The 14,061-nt window shown below is 72.0% G+C and carries 16 protein-coding genes; 8 read left to right on the forward strand and 8 right to left on the reverse strand.

Annotated features, from left to right (window positions below; all coding sequences use genetic code 11):
* The first annotated feature begins 131 nt into the window (after window positions 1–131).
* From IO24_RS0131095 to IO24_RS0131110, 4 genes are read left to right on the forward strand one after another with little or no spacing between them, the layout of a single operon-like run.
* Window positions 132–542 (forward strand): hypothetical protein, encoded by a 411-nt coding sequence (locus IO24_RS0131095; RefSeq protein ID WP_031141429.1) that lies wholly within the window; start codon window positions 132–134, stop codon window positions 540–542.
* Window positions 543–601: 59 nt separating this feature from the next.
* Window positions 602–2,941 (forward strand): FHA domain-containing protein, encoded by a 2,340-nt coding sequence (locus tag IO24_RS0131100; RefSeq protein WP_031141435.1) that lies wholly within the window; start codon window positions 602–604, stop codon window positions 2,939–2,941.
* Between the two features lie 9 nt (window positions 2,942–2,950).
* A complete protein-coding gene (locus IO24_RS47695) occupies window positions 2,951–4,012 on the forward strand; it encodes a hypothetical protein (protein WP_045296752.1) in 1,062 nt (353 codons plus the stop codon).
* Window positions 4,009–5,004, forward strand: a complete 996-nt coding sequence (locus tag IO24_RS0131110; protein ID WP_031141444.1) for a serine/threonine-protein kinase — start codon at window positions 4,009–4,011, stop codon at window positions 5,002–5,004. Before IO24_RS47695 ends, IO24_RS0131110 begins: the two co-directional genes overlap by 4 nt.
* A gap of 9 nt (window positions 5,005–5,013) precedes the next feature.
* Here IO24_RS0131110 and IO24_RS0131115 read toward each other — a convergent pair whose 3' ends face one another.
* The gene (locus IO24_RS0131115) at window positions 5,014–6,312 is read right to left on the reverse strand and encodes a streptophobe family protein (RefSeq protein ID WP_031141446.1); all 1,299 of its coding nucleotides are present in this window, start codon (window positions 6,310–6,312) and stop codon (window positions 5,014–5,016) included.
* Between the two features lie 179 nt (window positions 6,313–6,491).
* Between IO24_RS0131115 and IO24_RS41110 the strand changes: the two genes are divergently transcribed.
* On the forward strand, window positions 6,492–7,658 hold the full coding sequence (locus tag IO24_RS41110) for a DUF6777 domain-containing protein (protein WP_045296754.1): 1,167 nt from the start codon (window positions 6,492–6,494) through the stop codon (window positions 7,656–7,658).
* 9 nt (window positions 7,659–7,667) lie between these two features.
* On the opposite strand, the gene IO24_RS0131125 is transcribed toward IO24_RS41110, so the two are convergent.
* From IO24_RS0131125 to IO24_RS45785, 3 genes are read right to left on the reverse strand one after another with little or no spacing between them, the layout of a single operon-like run.
* The gene (locus tag IO24_RS0131125; RefSeq protein WP_031141454.1) at window positions 7,668–8,084 is read right to left on the reverse strand and encodes a PRC-barrel domain-containing protein; all 417 of its coding nucleotides are present in this window, start codon (window positions 8,082–8,084) and stop codon (window positions 7,668–7,670) included.
* Entirely contained in the window at window positions 8,081–8,665 is a 585-nt protein-coding gene (locus IO24_RS0131130) for a PRC-barrel domain-containing protein (RefSeq protein ID WP_031141456.1), read from the reverse strand. Before IO24_RS0131130 ends, IO24_RS0131125 begins: the two co-directional genes overlap by 4 nt.
* Window positions 8,662–8,802: a hypothetical protein gene (locus IO24_RS45785; protein ID WP_167551643.1), complete on the reverse strand. Its 141-nt coding sequence runs from the start codon at window positions 8,800–8,802 to the stop codon at window positions 8,662–8,664. The genes IO24_RS0131130 and IO24_RS45785 overlap by 4 nt, the downstream gene beginning before the upstream one ends.
* A gap of 186 nt (window positions 8,803–8,988) precedes the next feature.
* On the opposite strand from IO24_RS45785, the gene IO24_RS0131140 reads away from it, so the two are divergent.
* Entirely contained in the window at window positions 8,989–9,453 is a 465-nt protein-coding gene (locus tag IO24_RS0131140) for an ATP-binding protein (protein WP_031141459.1), read from the forward strand.
* Between the two features lie 167 nt (window positions 9,454–9,620).
* Here the strand turns inward: IO24_RS0131140 and IO24_RS0131145 are convergent, their stop codons facing one another.
* The gene (locus IO24_RS0131145) at window positions 9,621–10,508 is read right to left on the reverse strand and encodes an RNA polymerase sigma factor SigF (RefSeq protein ID WP_031141461.1); all 888 of its coding nucleotides are present in this window, start codon (window positions 10,506–10,508) and stop codon (window positions 9,621–9,623) included.
* A gap of 207 nt (window positions 10,509–10,715) precedes the next feature.
* On the opposite strand from IO24_RS0131145, the gene IO24_RS0131150 reads away from it, so the two are divergent.
* Complete coding sequence (locus IO24_RS0131150; protein WP_031141463.1) at window positions 10,716–11,129, forward strand: helix-turn-helix domain-containing protein; 414 nt, start codon at window positions 10,716–10,718, stop codon at window positions 11,127–11,129.
* A gap of 21 nt (window positions 11,130–11,150) precedes the next feature.
* Here the strand turns inward: IO24_RS0131150 and IO24_RS0131155 are convergent, their stop codons facing one another.
* Together IO24_RS0131155 and IO24_RS0131160 are read right to left on the reverse strand one after the other, a co-directional pair.
* Window positions 11,151–11,753, reverse strand: a complete 603-nt coding sequence (locus IO24_RS0131155) for a ClpP family protease (RefSeq protein WP_031141465.1) — start codon at window positions 11,751–11,753, stop codon at window positions 11,151–11,153.
* A complete protein-coding gene (locus IO24_RS0131160; protein WP_031141467.1) occupies window positions 11,753–12,394 on the reverse strand; it encodes an ATP-dependent Clp protease proteolytic subunit in 642 nt (213 codons plus the stop codon). Before IO24_RS0131160 ends, IO24_RS0131155 begins: the two co-directional genes overlap by 1 nt.
* Window positions 12,395–12,642: 248 nt before the next feature.
* Between IO24_RS0131160 and IO24_RS0131165 the strand changes: the two genes are divergently transcribed.
* Window positions 12,643–13,125, forward strand: coding sequence for a VOC family protein (locus IO24_RS0131165; RefSeq protein ID WP_031141468.1), 483 nt, complete (start codon window positions 12,643–12,645; stop codon window positions 13,123–13,125).
* A 33-nt stretch (window positions 13,126–13,158) separates the two neighbouring features.
* Here IO24_RS0131165 and IO24_RS0131170 read toward each other — a convergent pair whose 3' ends face one another.
* Window positions 13,159–14,049 (reverse strand): aminoglycoside phosphotransferase family protein, encoded by an 891-nt coding sequence (locus tag IO24_RS0131170; protein WP_031141470.1) that lies wholly within the window; start codon window positions 14,047–14,049, stop codon window positions 13,159–13,161.
* Window positions 14,050–14,061 lie beyond the last annotated feature (12 nt).

The following is a 14,061-nucleotide window of genomic DNA, read 5'->3' on the forward strand; positions in this document are numbered from 1 at the left end:
ATTCAGTAGTGAACATACTGACCTGCGAGAGCGTTTTCACATCGAGCGACGGCGTCCTCACGCACAGCACGCGAGCCGCACGAGAAGCGAGGCCGGGCCGGCAGACGGGCAGAGCAACGGGGGAGGGTCACGTGCACGACGAGTTTCTGTGCCACGTCACGGCGTACGGAGTCTGCGACGGTCGCCGTATCGGAGTGCCCCTCGGTACCTACCGGGCCCCCACTCTCGCCCTCGCCCTGTGGTGGCTGCGCGACCGCGCCTCCTGGATCGCCCAGCGCCTCGACCCCCGGCCCGACGCCGAGCACTTACCGCCGGGCGCGCTCGTGCCGGTCGCCCACACCGTGCCCGACGTGCCCGGGCTGCTGCGCGCCTGGTGCGCCGATCCGGCCCAGCAGGAGCGGGTCGCCGAGGAGTTGGCGGCCGGACGGCTGGTGCGCATCGCCACCAGCGACGACACCACCGAGTACGAACTGCTCGCCGAGTCCGTGGACGCCCTGCGGATGCAGCGCACGGCTCCCTTCGTCGGCATCTCCGTCGGCTGACCCGCCGCCCACCCCACTCGATCAGGCGCACACCAGGGCAAATCGGTAGAATCTTGCCCATGGCGCAACCCTCGGTAGCACCGGAACTCGTCCTGGAAACAGAGACGGGCACCACCGTGATGATCCCGGGCCACGACTACCACGTAGGGCGTGACCCGCTGTGCGACATCGTCATCGACGACGACCGGGTCTCCTGGCACCACGCGGTGCTGAAGCCCGAGGACGGTCACTGGACGATCGAGGACGAGGACAGCACCAACGGCACCTACGCCGACGGCCGGCGCATCCGTGAGTGGGACGTCGGGCCCGGCAGCGTCATCCGCTTCGGCAATCCCGCCGACGGACCGCGCGTGACCCTGACCGGCCGTCCCGCCCCCGCCCCGCGCACCGCGGGACGCCCCTCCGCCGTCTCCATGCCGGCCCACACCGGCACCTACCGGCAGCCCACGACCGTACGGCCGCTGCCCTCCCGCACCGTCCGCATCGGCCGCGCCACCGACAACGACCTGGTCATCGACGACCTGGTGGTCTCCCGCCGGCACGCCGAACTGCGCGCCCTGGCCGACGGAACCTACGAGATCACCGACCTCGGCAGCCACAACGGGACATACCTCAACGGCAGCCCCGTCACCACCGCCCCGGTCGGCCAGGGCGACATCGTCGGCATCGGCCACTCGGCGTTCTGCCTCGTCGGCGACCAACTCCAGGAATACGTCGACACCGGTGAGGTCTCACTCGACGTGCAGGACCTCGCGGTCGCCGTCGACCACGGCCGCAAGACGCTCCTCGACCACGTGTCGTTCCCGGTGGGGGAGAAGTGCCTGCTCGCCGTCGTCGGCCCGAGCGGCGCCGGCAAGTCCACGCTCCTCAACGCCCTCACCGGCCAGCGGCCCGCCAACCACGGCACCGTCCTCTACGACGGCCGCGACCTCTACCGCGACTACGCCGAGCTGCGCCAGCGCATCGGCCTGGTCCCGCAGGACGACATCCTGCACGCGCAGCTGACCGTTCGCAAAGCCCTCTCCTACGCCGCCGAACTGCGCTTCCCGCAAGACACCGCCAAGGCCGAACGGCGCGCCCGGGTCGACGAGGTCATCCGCGAACTGGGCCTGGAGCAGCGCGCCGACCAGCACGTGCACAGCCTGTCCGGCGGCCAGCGCAAGCGCGTCAGCGTGGCACTGGAGCTGCTGACGAAGCCGTCGCTGCTGTTCCTCGACGAGCCGACCTCCGGACTCGACCCCGGCATGGACCGCTCGGTGATGCACATGCTGCGCGGCCTCGCCGACGACGGCCGGACCGTCATCGTCGTCACTCACAGCGTGCTCAGCCTGGACGTGTGCGACCGGCTCCTGGTGCTCGCGCCCGGCGGGAAGATCGCCTACTACGGACCGCCCGAGGACGCCCTGTCCTTCTTCGGCTTCGAGGAGTGGCCGGAAGCCTTCGAGGCCTTCGACCGGGACACGGAACGGGACTGGGCGGGGGAGTACCTCGTTTCGCCCTTCCACGGCCGGTACGTGGCCGACGCCTCCGCGCAGCCCCAGCAGCTCCGCTCCGAGCCCGTCGTCATCACCGCTCCGCCCCGGCCGCGCAGCCGCCGCGCCCAGCTCGGCACGCTGGTGCGCCGGTACGCGGCCGCGCTGAGCGCCGACCGCACCTTCCTGATCATCATGATCGCGCTGCCGTTCGTGATGGGCGCGATGGCGCGTGCCCTGGCGGGCGGCAGACTGACGCTCGACACGGCGATGAACGCGCTGCTCATCCTGTGCGTCGGCGCGGTCCTGACCGGGGCCGCCAACGCCGTGCGCGAACTCGTCAAGGAACGCGTGATCTACCAGCGGGAACGGGCGGTGGGCCTCTCCCGATCGGCGTACCTGATGTCCAAGGTCATTGTCCTGGGCGTCATCACCGTCCTCCAGGCGGTGGCGCTGACCCTGGTGGCGCTGCTCGGCGTCGACCTCAACGCACCCGGCGGCGAAGGCGTGCTGATGCCGCCCCTGGTGGAGATCACGGTCGCCGTCGCCCTGCTGGCGTTCACCGCGATGATGCTCGGCCTGCTCGTCTCCGCGCTGGTGCGCAAGGAAGAGGTGACGATGCCGCTGCTCGTGCTCATCGCCATCGTCCAGGTCGTCTTCTGCGGGGCCCTGCTGAAACTTGCCGCCACCCCCGGGCTGGAGCAACTGGGCTGGCTGGTGCCGGCGCGCTGGGCGCTGGCCGCGATGGCCGGGACCGTCGGGCTGGGCCGGATCGTGCCCGACGACCTGACGAAGGACCCGCTCTTCGAGCACTCGGCGGGCACATGGCTGCTGGACGTCGGAATGCTGGTCGTGCTGTCGGTGCTGTTCGGCTTCCTGGTGTCCCGGCTGCTGCGCCGGCACGAACCGGCCGTGATGCGGAAGTAGGGAGCGCCTGTGACGACTCCCGGATTCCGGCCCACACACGTCGTCCCGCAGCACGGGATGCCCGCCTGGGAGGCCCCCGACCCGTCCCGGCCCACCGTGGACCTGGATCCCCTGCTGCCGGTGCAGCTCATGGAGCGGCAGGGCGACTGGGGGCACGTGCTGTGCTTCAACGGCTGGTCCGCCTGGGTCGACGGCCGCCGCCTGGTCGCCGTACCGCAGGACCCGCCCGCGGCGGGCGGGCCGCTCACCCGCGCCGCCGACCCGCGGCCGCTGCTGGGCCGGGCGCAGGAAACCCTGGCGCGCTACTGCTCCGCGGTGGAGGACCTCGCGGGCGGCCTCGACCGGGAGGCGTTCCGCACCCGCACCCACGGCATGCGGATCGGCGTCGTCGTCGACGGCGAGTCCGTGTGGCTCTACGACTCCGCCCACGAGCACTGGGTGTACGCCGACGGGACCCGGATGACCACGTATGCGACGGACGATACGCCCGCAGCCCGACCGGCGTCCCGCCCGGCCGAACCGCCCGTGCATCCCCCGACGCGGGTGGCACCGCCCCAGGGCCCTGTCGGAACGCCGCGCGCCGAGGAGACCGTCCGCCCGCCCGACGCGCCTCCCCCCGCCCGGGGCGCCCCCGCAGGACCGACCCGGACGGCCCCGCCCGAGACGCCCGAGCCCTCGGAGGCTGCGCCCGCGGAGGCTCCTGAGCCGACTCGGGTGGTGGCCCCGGAAGCGCCCGAGCCGAAGGGGGCCGGGCCTGCCGAAGCCGCGGAGCCGACCCGGGTGGTGGCTCCGGGAGTGTCCGAGCCCATGCGGGTGGCGCGTGAGGAGACCCCCGAGTCCTCGCGGGCTGCGCCTCCTGAGGCGGCCCACCAGCCCACACGAGTGGTGCCACCCGGCGCTCCCGAGCCGGCGCGGGTCGGGTCCGCCGGCGCCGCCGAACCCACGCGCGCCGTGTCCTCCGAGGAGGGGGAGGGCGAGGACGCGGCGGATCGTCCGGCTGCGGCGCCGCCCACGCGGGTCGTGGGGCAGGAGCCCACCCGGGTCGTCTCGCCCGAGGGTGACGGCCGTTGAACCGCGAGACGAGTTTGTTCTCCGGGCGGCCCTCCGAGCTGGTCGGGCAGCAGATCGCCGGGTACCGGCTCGAGCAGGAGATCGGGCGGGGCGGCATGGCCGTCGTCTACCGGGCCCGCGACCTGCGCCTGGAACGCACCGTCGCCCTGAAGCTGCTCGCCCCGGAACTCGTGCGCAACGACACCTTCCGCCGTCGCTTCACCCACGAGTCCCGGGCCGCCGCAGCGATCGACCACCCGCACATCGTGCCGGTGTTCGAGGCCGGGGAGGCGGACGGCGTGCTGTACATCGCCATGCGCTACGTCGCCGGCAGCGACCTGCGGCACGTCCTCGACCGTGAGGGCCCGATGCCGCTCGTCACCGCCGTGCGCGTCGCCGCCCAGGTCGCCTCCGCGCTCGACGCGGCCCACGATCACGGGCTGGTCCACAGGGACGTCAAGCCCGGCAACATCCTGGTGTCCCGCGGCACCGACAGCGACCACCCCGAGCATGTCTACCTCACCGACTTCGGCCTGACGAAGAAGTCACTGTCGCTCACCGGATTCACCACGGTCGGCCAGTTCGTCGGCACACTCGACTACGTCGCCCCCGAGCAGATCTCCGGCAAGCCGGTCGACGCCCGCTGCGACGTGTACGGCTTCGCCTGCGTCGTCTTCGAGACCCTGGCCGGCCATCCGCCCTTCCTCCGGGACGACGACATGGCCCTGCTGTGGGCCCACCAGTACGACGAACCGCCGCCGCTGACCGAGGACCGGCCCGACCTCGACCCGCGGGTCGACCCCGTCCTGGCCCAGGCCCTCGCCAAGAGTCCCGACGACCGGTACCCGTCCTGTCTCGCCTTCGTCGCCGCACTGCGCGCGGCGACGACCGGCGGTGGCACCGGCGCCACCCGGTCGCCCACGCGGGTGGACCGGCAGTTGCCGGGCGCGGGGGAGGAGCGGCCCAAGCCGCCGCCGCGCTGGGCCGAACCGGTCTTCGTGCAGCGGACGTAGAGCGCGGCGTCAGCTCTCGCTGTCGGAGCGCACCTCGCCGCGCCGCCGTACGTGCCGCGCGAGCAGTGCCCCGGCGAACCCGGTCACCAGCCCCCACGGGACGGCCAGGCCGACGGCACCCCACAGCCGGGGTCTCAGGAACAGCTCACCCCCGAGACCGCCGCCCAGATCGCCGATGCCCAGCACGGACAGGCCGTAGTGCGCGGAGATGCGCCCGACGAGGCAGATCATGAACACCGTGAGCACGAGGGCGACCGCCATGTGCACGGCGTGCTGCCAGGCCCGCACCCGGGCCGGTGACCGGGCCGCCATCACGAACGCGGCGGACAGCAGCAGCACGACGTCGACGACCAGCAGCCACCACACCCGGCCGTCGTGCTCGGAGAGGGTCCGCAGGTTCAGCTCGGAGATGTCCGGGGTGCGCAGCACCTCGTCCAGCACATGAGGCATGGGCAGCCCGAACGGCCCCTCCACCTTGCCGTTCCAGGTGGCGCCGAGCCCGATCGTCAGCGCCAGCCACACCAGGTTCGGCAAGCCGAGCAGAATCACCGCGAACGTCTCCCGCGCGTGCCCCTTCGCCGTCGCGACGACCAGCGCGACGACCACGCCGATGACGACGCAGGCCAGCAGCAGCGCGACCATCGCGTACGCGGCCGGCCGCACCGACGCCTGGAAGCGCAGCAGCCCCGCGGGCAACGGGGCCCCGCGCGACACCAGCAGCGCCAGCACCAGCACACCGGCCAGCCACACGACGCCGACGAACACGGACAGCGGAACGTCGGTGGTGAAGCCGATCTCCGGTGAGGCGCCGAACAGGTCGCCGAGTTCACCGAGCGTGTCGTCCCCGAGGGAGATGTCGAAGGTGTGGCGGGCGGCGAGCGTCAGGCCGATCAGCGCGAGCAGCCACAGGGCCGCCACCCGGCCGGCCCAGCCGGCCAGCTCCGTGGCCCCGGCGACCGCGCGGTGCCGCAGCGGCCGGAGGAAGCCCCAGGCGATCACCAGCGCCCCGGTGAGCGTGACGGACAACGGAATCACCGTCAGGCCCGCCTGTGTGTCGGCGAGGTCGCCCGCGCTTCCGGCGAGCTTCACCGTGCCGCCGACAGCGGTGACCACGGTGGCCGCGACGACGGGGGCGAACGCGCCGTCCGGAAGGTCCGTGGCCCCGGCCGCCCACAGGCCCAGAGCGGCCACCACCGCCATGGCGAGCAGTCCGCCGAGCACCGTGACGAGGGCATGCGCCCAGCCATGGCGGGCGACGGCCCGCTCGCCGGAGGTGCGTGCCTGGCCGGAAGGGGTGCGCGAACTCACGCTGCCACGCTAAGGAGCCCCCGCCCCGGGCGCCCGCCGGAGGGGTCCGTCCGCGTCGGCTTGCGTGGCGTACGGGACTGGAGCACACAATGAGCTCGTAGTGGAAAAAGCGGCACACATCGGGATCAACCACTTCGAGTGTGTGAAGGCCGCAGAGAACCCACGCGGGAGAAGAGCTCGTGAGCGTCGATCCGCCGTCGTCCGACCGCCCCACCGGACCTCCCTCGGGCCCGCTGTCGGGTCCCTCCCAGCCGCCCTCGGGCGGCGGCCCGCCCTCGGAGCCGCCCAGCGGAGGCGGCAAGGAGCCCGAGCCCCGCCGACCGTGGTGGGGGTCCGTGCCCCGTGTCGCGATCATCGCCACCGCCGTGGTGGCCGCCGTGGTTCTGGCCGTGGTGCTCTCCCGGCCCGACGACGGCGGCACCGGTGCGTCCGACGGCGGTACCAGCACGTCCAGCGGCGAGGTCTTCCTCCAGCCCGCGGCCGACACGGGGCCGGACGAGTTCACCGAGTCGACGGTCGACGAGAAGAGCTCCGCCTCCCCGGTCGCCCCCTCGGGGGCCACCGAGTCGGCGCCGCAGAACGCCGTCCGGGGCGTGAAGGGGGATGCGCCCGGCCTGTACGGAGGCACCCGCAAGGTCGCCAGCTGCGATGTCGAGAAGCAGATCAAGTACTTCGAGGACGCCCCGGACAAGCAGCGCGCGTTCGCCTCGGTCGCCCGGATCCAGCCGTCCGAGGTTCCCGCCTACCTGCGTTCGCTCACCCCCGTGCAGCTCCGCATGGACACCCGCGTCACCAACCACGGCTACAAGGACGGCGCCCCGACCAGCTACCAGGCCGTCCTCCAGGCCGGCACGGCCGTCCTCGTCGACGACCGCGGTGTGCCCAAGGTGCGCTGCGCGTGCGGCAACCCGCTGTCCCCGCCGGTCGCCCGGCAGACCGCGCCGAAGACGACCGGCGACGCGTGGCCGGGGTACAAGCAGTCGAACGTCGTCATGGTGACGCCCGCGCCGGAGCCGGTCGACGTCTTCGTGATGTGCGAACCCGACGGCGAGTGGTTCGAGCGCCACAAGGGCGACACCGGCAAGAAGGACAACAAGACCGAGAAGCCGGACAAGCCCTCTCCATCGGCGAGCGTCACCACGCCCACGGCGCCGTCCGACCCGGCGTCGCCGCAACCGCAGCCCCCGAGTGATCCGCCGACCTCGGACACGGACACGTCCGGGCCGACGACGGACGAGCCGCCCTCGTCCGGCACCCAGCCGCCTCCGCCCGACAGCGACACCGGGGGTGACACCGGGAGCGACACCGGCGGCGGCACCACGGAAGAACAGGCCCCGGCCTCCTGACCCGGCCGGTCAAGCGGCGCGGACCACCAGGGCGTAGTCTCCGAGCCCGAGCAGCCGGTCGGCCGGCAGGTCGCCGTGCGCGGTGACGACCGCCTCGATGCGCCCCGTCTCCGGTTCGAACGCGACGTCCTGGACCGCGCCGAGCGTGTCGCCCGTCTCGGTGAGGATCCTGAGGCCCACGAGCTCGTGGTGCGGCGGCACCTCGGCCGGTGTTGCGGTCATGCGGACCAGTACCGCGTCCGGGCCGATGGCGTGCAGGGCGCCCCAGGCCAGCACGGTCTCCTTCCGGGAATGCCGGCCCCGCACCCGGACGTGTGTGACCACACCGGACACGGCGTCGACCGTCAGCGACCTCAGGGTGCCGACCTCCTCCGCCTCGGTCAGCGTCAGCACCGGCAGGCCACGCGCCTCGGAGAACAGCATCATGACGCCGTGCCCTCCCGCCCGGCGCGGAAGGCGTCGACCCGGGCGACGAAGGCCGGCAGGTCTTCGGCGACGTAACGGGTTGCGTCCGCCGGGATGACCAGGGCCCGGCCGGAGACCGCCAGTGTCTCGCCACGCGGGACGTACACCCGGTGCCGACGGCGTCTGGAGCCCTGCACCAAGGCTTTGGCGGCGGCGATCCGGAAGCCCACGACCCGGCCGCCGGCGCCGCCCTCGACGATCACGTCGAGCACCGTGCCGACCTCGGCGCCCTCATCAGTCAGCACCTTCGCGTGCAGCACCCGGCCCTGCTGGGCCTCGCGGCGGGCCACCACGGCGGACGTGTCCTGCAGCACGAGGGCGTCACGGATCATCACCGCGTACGGACCCAGCGCGTGCACCGCCGACCAGGGCAGGCTCTGCTTCAGCGGACCCGACAGCAGACCCCGGCCGCTGAGCGTGAAACCGGTGACCCGCCCGGCGGCCGCGTCGAAGACGGTGTCCTTGACCTGCGCGACGGCGTCGCCGCCCAGGGTGACCACCGGCAGGGTCGTCAGACTCCGTGCGGCCAGCAGCTCGTTCATCGCAGGCCCTTCCCGCGGGGCCGGCGCCGGACCGCTATGACGGTCCCCGACCGCCGGCCGGCCTGCACCGCGAGCGTCACCGCCGCGACAGCGGCGAGCGCCGCGATCACCACGACCAGCCATATCCACCAGGCCACCGCGCACCTCCGGCGATCCGGCCCGGCCGCCCTCGGCCGGCCCTGAGTCCTTCCGAGTGCCCCGCGGACGGGGGACAATGCCCTGGCTACCGAACGGGCGGAGAACTGTCAGGACTGCGAAGCCCGGCTCGGGGTACGAGCACTGTGCAGAGCGTCCGGCCAGCCCGGCTTCCCAGAGAGAAAAGAATGATCGACCACCTGGACGGGGCAGTGATACCGACTGGTTTCGACGTGCCCGTTGAACCGCTGAGGCGAGCGGCACACTACACCGGCGAGCAGGGCTGCATCGCCGAAGCGCGGTCCTTCGCCGCGCTCTTCCTCGATCAGCTCAGGACCGAGTGGTGCGCGCGTATCGACGAGCGCGTCGACGGCGCCGTACTGCTGGTGGTGAGCGAGCTGGTCACCAACGCCGACCGGCACAGCAACGGGCCGTACATCCTGGAGCTCGTCGGCACCGACACCGCGGTGACGGTGTCGGTCTACGACAGCAGCTCCGCACTGCCGCGCATCTTCCCCCGCAATCCCGAGCGCATCGGCCGGCACGGCCTGGAGATCGTCCACGCGCTCGCCGAGCAGGTCAGTGTGGAACGGGTGCCGGTGGGCAAGCGGGTCCGCGCCGTGCTGCCGCTCTCCGAGACAGCCAAGCGGTGAACCGGCCGGGCGAGAGCATCACCCGGACGGCGCACATGGTCCCCATCTGTCTGGTTCCGCTCGGTCTCTCAGCGGGCGCGCTCTCCTGATGAGGCTGCTGCGAACGCGGTCACGGGTGCCGCCCCACTCCCGCGTGGAGGACGGCACCCGCTGGCCGGACGACGGTGTCAGGCGCAGCCCAGCTCGCCCAGCATGCCCTCGCGCAGCCGCGTGATGATCCGCTTGATCAGGCGGGACACGTGCATCTGCGAGCAGCCGAGCCGCTCACCGATCTCCGCCTGGGTGGCCTCCTCCACGAACCGCATGTGGATGATCTGCCGGTCGCGCTCGCTCAGCTCCGCCATGAGCGGGGCGAGCGAGTGGAAGTCCTCGACGAGCCGCAGCCCGTCCTCCTCCACGCCGATGAAGTCGGCCAGGACCGCCTCGCCGCCCTCCGGACCGTCGCCGGTGAGCGCGGCGTCCAGCGACGACGAGTTGTACCCGTTCGCCGCGATCTGCCCCTCCACCACCTGGCGCTCGGAGATGTTCATCAGCGTGGCCAGCTCGGCGACCGTCGGCTCGCGGTCCAGCCGGCTGGCGAGCTCCTCGCGGGCCTTGGCCAGCTCCACGCGCAGCTCCTGCAGCCGCCGCGGCACGTGCACCGCCCACGTCGTGTCCCGGAAGAAGCGCTTGATCTCGCCGACGATGTACGGCAGCGCGAAGGAGGTGAACTCGACCTCACGCGAGAGCTCGAACCGGTCGATGGCCTTGATCAGACCGATCATGCCGGTCTGGACGATGTCCTCCATGTCGTCGCCCCGGCCCCGGAACCGTCCGGCCGCGAAACGCACGAGTGACATGTTCATCTCGATCAGGGTGTTGCGCGCGTACTGGTACTCGTGCGTGCCCTCTTCGAGTTCCGTCAGGCGCTGGAAGAACTGGCGGGACAGCTCCCTCGCGTCCCGCGGGGCCACGGACCGCGGGTCCACGACGCCAGGCAGTGCTCCGTCACCCGCGCTGGCTTCGGTGTTCTCTTCGGCGACCTGTGCCTTCGACCGGATCACGGCGGTCTCCATTACCTCTCCCACGAACGTCACGGCGACATCTGCATAGGTACTCCCGGGTTGCGGGTACCCGGGTTGAGGCGCACCATGCCCGAAGATTTTCCTACGGGCGCAATCGGAAGGAATGTCACCTTCTGTGCCCGTCGCGGGCGCGGTGATTCCACCGAGGGCGGAACGCCTGGCCCTTCCCCCGGCGACCGGGATTCCTAGGCTGGAGAAGTGAGCAACCACCTGCCGAACGCAGCCCGAGTCATCCCCCTGCGCCCGCACGGCGCGCGTCCCGCCGGCGCACCGCCGCGCAAGGCGCCGCCGGCCCCCGCCGCGAAGGAGCCGCTGTGGCGGGACCTCGTGGGCGACGTCCTGCGCCGTGAACGCCTCGCGCAGGAGCGCACGTTGAAGGACGTCGCCGACGAGGCGCGGATCTCCATGCCCTACCTCTCGGAGGTGGAGCGCGGCCGCAAGGAAGCCTCCTCCGAAGTCCTCGCGGCCGCCGCCCACGCCCTCGGACTGAACCTCGGCGACCTGCTGACGAGGGCGCAGGGAGAACTGACCCGCGTCACCTCGCGCCACGCGGGCGGCAGCCACCGCGGGATGTCCACCGCGTCGCACGACGGAATGTGCCTGGCCGCCTGAACCGTATGTCCGGCCGGCGCCTCAGACCTTCACGAGGCGCCGGCTCAGCACCTCGTCGGCCAGCCCGTAGCCCACCGCCTCCTGCGCGGTGAACACCTTGTCGCGGTCCATGTCGGCGCGCAGGGTCGCCACGTCGTGGTGGGTGTGCCGGGCCAGCACTTCCTCCACCTGGGAGCGGATCCGCACCATCTCCTTGGCCTGGAGCGCCAGGTCGGACACCATGCCGCGCTGCCCGCCCGCGGCCGGCTGGCCGAGCAGCACCCGCGAGTGCTCCAGCACGAACCGCCGCCCCGGATCCCCGCCGGCCAGCAGCACCGCCGCCGTGGAGGCCGCCTGCCCGACGCAGAACGTGGAGATGGGCGCCTGCACGAACGTCATGGTGTCGTAGATGGCCATGAGTGAAGTGAAGGAGCCGCCCGGGGAGTTGAGGTAGATCGCGATCTCGCTCTCCGGGGACGACGACTCCAGGTGGAGGAGCTGGGCGATGACGACGTTGGCCACGCCGTCGTCGATCTCGGTGCCGAGGAAGATGATCCGCTCGTTGAGCAGCCGGCTGAAGACGTCGAAGGAGCGCTCGCCCTGCGGGGTCCGCTCGATGACGTTCGGAATCGTGTAGCTCCCCATCACTGCAGCCCCATCCTGCGTCGCGTCGCGGCCGGGCGGACGTCGGAGAGGGACTCCACGACCCGGTCCACCATGCCGTACTCCCTGGCCTCCTCGGCCGTGAACCAGCGGTCCCGGTCGCCGTCCCGGGAGATGGTCTCCGGGCTCTGGCCGGTGTGTTCGGCGGTGATCCGCTCGATGGTCCGCTTGGTGAACTCCAGGTTCTCCGCCTGGATCTCGATGTCGGCGGTGGTGCCGCCGATGCCCGCGGACGGCTGGTGCATCATGATCCGCGCGTTCGGCAGGGCGTAGCGCTTGCCCGGTGCGCCGACGCTCAGCAGGAACTGGCCCATGCTGGCCGCGAAGCCCATGGCCAGCGTGGACACGTCGTTCGGGATGAGCCGCATCGTGTCGTAGATGGCGAGGCCCGCGTGGACCGCGCCGCCCGGGCTGTTGATGTACAGGCTGATGTCGGTGTGCGCGTCCTCCGCGGACAGGATGAGCAACTGGGAGCAGACCCGGTTTGCGGAGACCTCGTCGACCTGGGTGCCCAGCAGCACGATGCGCTGCGCGAGCAGCTGTGCGGCCAGTTGGTCGTCGAAGCGGGTCGGAGGGGTGTCGCCCTCCTCCGCCCGCGGGGCGAGTGTCGTCAGTGGAGTCATGGGTTCTCCTCGTCGCGGCGACAGGTGCCGCGGACGTGTCGGGGAGGTGCCGTCGACTTCACTCTCGGCCTCGGACGATGCCCGCGAACGGTTTCTCTGCCTTCGGCAGATCCGCTACCGGCAGAGCCGGCAGGCGCGGCCGTTCTCACTCGTGGGGCAGCACCTGAATTCGCCGGCCCCCGGCCGATGAGTTCCGGGGCGAGGGCCGGTCGACAGTGGTGACAGCGTTCCAGCGCCCAGGAGGACTCATGACCACCGATGGCTTCACCACGTGTCTCTGGTTCGACGGCCAGGCCGAGGAGGCCGCCCACCACTACGTCTCCATCTTCAAGAACTCCGGCATCGGCAGGACCGTGCGCTATCCCGAGGGGGCGCTCCAGCCCGCGGGCAGTGTGATGACCGTCGAGTTCACGGCCAACGGTCACCGGTTCCTCGGGCTCAACGGCGGCCCGCAGTTCAAGTTCACCGAGGCCACCTCCTTCATGATCTTCTGCGAGGACCAGGAGGAGATCGACTACTACTGGACCAGGCTCACCGAGAACGGTGGCGAGCCCGGCCCCTGCGGCTGGCTCAAGGACAGGTTCGGCGTGTCCTGGCAGGTCGTCCCGGACCGGCTCGACGAGATGATCAGCGACTCGGACCCGTCGAAGGCGGCCCGGGTGACCCAGGCGTTCATGGCGATGAGCAAGTTCGACATCGCCACCCTGGAGAAGGCGTACGCGGGCGAGTGAGGTGCCCCGCGGGGGCGGAGCCTCCTTCCGCCCCTAAGCCGTCTCGGCCAGGATCTCCCCGATCACATGCCGGGAGTTCGCCGCGACCGGCGGGTTCGTGTCCCAGTAGTAGGGCAGCGCGATGACCGCGATCGACAGGGCCCAGCCCCGCCCCCGTGCCCATTCGGCTTCTCCGGCGCCCACGGCCTCGCGGAAGACGCCGCGGGCCGCGGCCGGCAGCAGGCACCAGGCGCTGATGAGATCGACGGCGGGATCCCCGACCCCCACCGTGCCGAAGTCGATCACGGCGCTCAGCCGCCCGCCCGTGACCAGGAGATTGCCGGCCATCAGGTCGCCGTGAGCCCAGAGCGGCGGGCCGGTGTGCTCCGGGGCCCGCAGGGCCTCCTCCCACGCCTCCGTCACCGCGGCGGTGTCGACCCGCCCCGCGAGACGCCCGAGCGCCTCGCGCAGGTAGGGGTCCCGGGCCGCCAGTGGCACTCCCCGGTAGCCGAGGGGGCCCTCCGACGCGTCGATGCGGCGCAGGGCCGTGACATACGCCGCCAGGTCGCCGGCGAGCAGCGCGGGCTCCTCGAGCCTGCCGGGCACCGGATTGCGGCCGTCCAGCCAGCTGTAGACCGACCAGGGCCACGGGAACCCGTCGCCGGACACGCCCCGGCCGAGGGGCTCGGGTGCGGCGGCGGGCAGTTCCGGGGCCAGCCGGGGCAGCCAGCGCGACTCGTGCGCGATGGCCTCCACGGCGCGGGGATGCCGGGGAAGCCGTACGACCTTGTCCGCGCCGAGGCGGAACATGGCGTTCTCCGTACCGGAGGACTCAAGCCGCCGCAGGGGCAGCCCGGCCCACTGCGGGAACTGCTCCGCGATCAGCCGGCCGACGAGCGAGCCGTCGATGTCCAGCTCGTCCTCATGCATTCGCACTGCGCACATGGTTGCCCATTC

The sequence above is a fragment of the Streptomyces flavovariabilis genome (genome assembly GCF_000725785.1).
In the GTDB taxonomy this organism is placed as follows: domain Bacteria; phylum Actinomycetota; class Actinomycetes; order Streptomycetales; family Streptomycetaceae; genus Streptomyces; species Streptomyces hawaiiensis.